The following is a 2,912-nucleotide window of genomic DNA, read 5'->3' on the forward strand; positions in this document are numbered from 1 at the left end:
AACGGCTATGAAGTGGTGGGGATTTAGGCATGGCTACTGAACGCATTGAAGTCCTCAAGTCAATCTTGCTGGACCTACATAATGGAGCTTCTGCAGAATCTGTTCAGGAGCTTTTCAACAAGCATTTTGCTGGTGTGTCCGCTATCGAAATCAGCCTGATGGAGCATGAGCTGATGAACTCGGATACGGGAGTGACCTTTGAAGATGTCATGTCTCTCTGCAATGTCCATGCCAACCTCTTTAAAGGTGCCATTCAGGATGTGGAGGTGGCTGATACCGACCATCCAGGCCATCCAGTTCAGATTTTTAAGCAGGAAAATCTAGCGCTGCGGGCTGCCCTTATGCGAGTTCGTAGGCTCCTATCCACCTATGAAAGCACAGAAGATGAGGAGCTTCTTCCTGAAATCCGCAAGGGACTCCAGCGTCAGCTGAGTTTGGTGGGACAGTTTGATATCCACTATCAGCGTAAGGAAGAGCTCATGTTTCCTATCATGGAGAGCTATGGCCATGATTCGCCGCCCAAGGTCATGTGGGGGGTAGATGACCAGATTCGTGACCTTTTCCAAGAGGCTAAGATTGCTGCAGAGCAGCTGCCTGATACTTCGATTGAGGAAGTCAAGGACAAGTTTGAGACCTTTGCGGCTGAGTTTGAAGCTATGATCTTCAAGGAAGAGTCCATCCTTCTCATGATTCTCCTCGAGTCCTTTACTCAGGATGACTGGCTCAAGATTGCTGAGGAGAGTGATGCTTATGGCTATGCCATTATCAAGCCAACGGAGAAATGGATGCCTGCGCGACACTCATTCTTGGAGGAGGAAGCTAGGGATAGAGCTGATGAAGGAAGCGAAGCGCCAGCCAGTAGAGAACAGACTAGTGATGGCAGATTTGAGCAGGTCATTGATACGCCAGATGGTCAGGTCACCATTTCCTTTAAGCCTAAGGAAAAGAAGGAGCAAGCCTTTAATCGGGAGTCCCAGCAGTCTTTTGGTCATGGCTATCTATCGGTGGCGGAGGCCAATCTGATTTTGGACCATCTGCCCATGGAGATTACCTTTGTCAATAAGGAGGATATTTTTCAGTATTATAATGACAGCGTGCCGGCAGACGAGATGATTTTCAAGCGGACGCCGTCCCAGATAGGGCGCGATGTCGAGCTCTGCCACCCGCCCAAGTTTTTGGACAAGGTGCGGCGGATTTTCAAGGCTCTGCGTGAAGGAGAGCGGGACAAGTTTGAGATGTGGTTCAAGTCGGAATCGAGGGGCAAGTTTGTCCATGTGACCTATGCGGCGGTGCGGGATGAGGCCGGTGAATTTCAGGGGGTGCTGGAGTATGTGCAGGACATTCAGCCCTTCCGTGATATTGACAGTGATTTTTACCGAGATTTGGACTAGGTATTTGCAGTTAGAAAGTGAGAAACATGAGTTACGAACAGGAATTTTTACAAGACTTTGAAGCTTGGGTTAAGACCCAGGTCATGATTAACGAGATGGCTCTCAAGGAGAGTCAGGCAGTCTACGAGGCGGACCAGGACGAGAGGGCCAAGGAAGCGGCCATTCGCTATGAAAGTCGTCTCGATGCTTACCAGTTCCTTTTAGGGAAATTCGCCAACTATCAGGCGGGCAAGGGATTTCATGACCTGCCAGACGGACTTTTGGGTGAGAGAAATTATTGATTTTTCGCTGGAAAGGTGATAGAATAGGTTCATCAGAGGTGTTTTGGATCCCACATTTTACAGAAAGTGGCGGTGCTGAGAAGTCCATAAGTGTGTCAAAACTGGTTGCTGATGGTTAAAAATGAAATAAAAGTGTCTTTTTGTTTCCTTTTAGGACTAGGAAAGGAGCTGCAGGCTATACTAGCGTATGCTAAAGCGACTTAACGACGTCATAAAAGAGAAAGAAGAAGAGAAAAGTTGCGGGCATCTGCCCGAAATTGGGTGGTACCGCGGATAAACACATTCGTCCCTGTCATGTAGATGGCAGGTTTTTTCTTTTACATCTTAGTCAAAGGAGGTTGTCATGAAGCAATCCTTTAACACAAGTAAGCTCTACTATGGTTTTCCTATCTTTATTTTGGGGTATCAGGACCGGAACTTTGGGCACAATATCACGACCTGTAGCTCCTCTTATAGCCTGGGTGATTGGCTAGTTATCGGAGTTGGTGCTGAGGAAAATGCTGCTGAGCAAATCAAGCATTATCAACAGTTCACCGTGAACATACCTGATGAAACTTCTATGCTTGCGATGGAGCAGGCGGGTTTTATCAGCCATCGGGAGAAATTGGAATACCTAGGGCTAGACTATGAGATTTCTGAACGGACTCAGGCACCGATTTTAAAGGCCTGTCCAGTCGCATTGGACTGTCAGGTAGATAGGATTATCGAGGAAGATGGCATCTGCCATATCTTTGCCAAGATTGTAGACCGCCTTGCTGATTCTGATTTCCTAGATGACAAGGGACATTTTAAAAATGATCGTTTTGCTCCGATCTACTTTATGGGAGACGGTCACCAGCGCGTTTATCGTTATCTAGATGACCGAGTCGACCCCATGGGAAGCTTTATCAAGAAAGCGAGGAAGAAGGATGACAAGGGCTGAGTTACCAGAACGTTTAGAAACAGAACGGCTAGTCTTACGAGTCCGCACCGTGGCTGATGCTGAGGATATCTTTGACTATGCCAGTCGGCCAGAAGTCTCCTACCCAGCAGGTTTTCCGCCCGTCAAGACTTTGGAAGATGAGATCTATTACCTGGAGCATATCCTTCCTGAGCGTAATCAAAAGGAAAATCTCCCAGCAGGTTATGGAATTGTGGTTAAAGGAACTGATAAGGTCATCGGTTCTGTCGATTTCAACCATCGACACGAAGACGATGTACTGGAGATTGGCTATACCTTGCACCCAGACTATTGGGGACG

General features: G+C 47.5%; 4 protein-coding genes. All 4 read left to right on the forward strand.

Annotation, left to right across the window (positions count from 1 at the left end):
• Window positions 1–29: 29 nt before the first annotated feature.
• Window positions 30–1,391, forward strand: coding sequence for a DUF438 domain-containing protein (locus tag Q0191_RS05485; RefSeq protein ID WP_297664543.1), 1,362 nt, complete (start codon window positions 30–32; stop codon window positions 1,389–1,391).
• Between the two features lie 26 nt (window positions 1,392–1,417).
• A complete protein-coding gene (locus Q0191_RS05490; RefSeq protein WP_061911354.1) occupies window positions 1,418–1,672 on the forward strand; it encodes a DUF1912 family protein in 255 nt (84 codons plus the stop codon).
• A gap of 343 nt (window positions 1,673–2,015) precedes the next feature.
• On the forward strand, window positions 2,016–2,594 hold the full coding sequence (locus Q0191_RS05495) for a flavin reductase family protein (RefSeq protein ID WP_061583605.1): 579 nt from the start codon (window positions 2,016–2,018) through the stop codon (window positions 2,592–2,594).
• Window positions 2,581–2,912: GNAT family N-acetyltransferase (locus tag Q0191_RS05500; protein WP_297664549.1), on the forward strand; the 332-nt coding region annotated here is incomplete at its 3' end. The genes Q0191_RS05495 and Q0191_RS05500, both read left to right, overlap by 14 nt.

Source organism: uncultured Streptococcus sp. (assembly GCF_938036805.1).
Classification (GTDB): domain Bacteria; phylum Bacillota; class Bacilli; order Lactobacillales; family Streptococcaceae; genus Streptococcus.

Coding starts and splice junctions, on each gene's coding strand:
- Q0191_RS05485 (WP_297664543.1), top strand. CDS start 30: ATGGCTACTGAACGCATTGAAGTCCTCAAGTCAATCTTGCTGGACCTA.
- Q0191_RS05490 (WP_061911354.1), top strand. CDS start 1,418: ATGAGTTACGAACAGGAATTTTTACAAGACTTTGAAGCTTGGGTTAAG.
- Q0191_RS05495 (WP_061583605.1), top strand. CDS start 2,016: ATGAAGCAATCCTTTAACACAAGTAAGCTCTACTATGGTTTTCCTATC.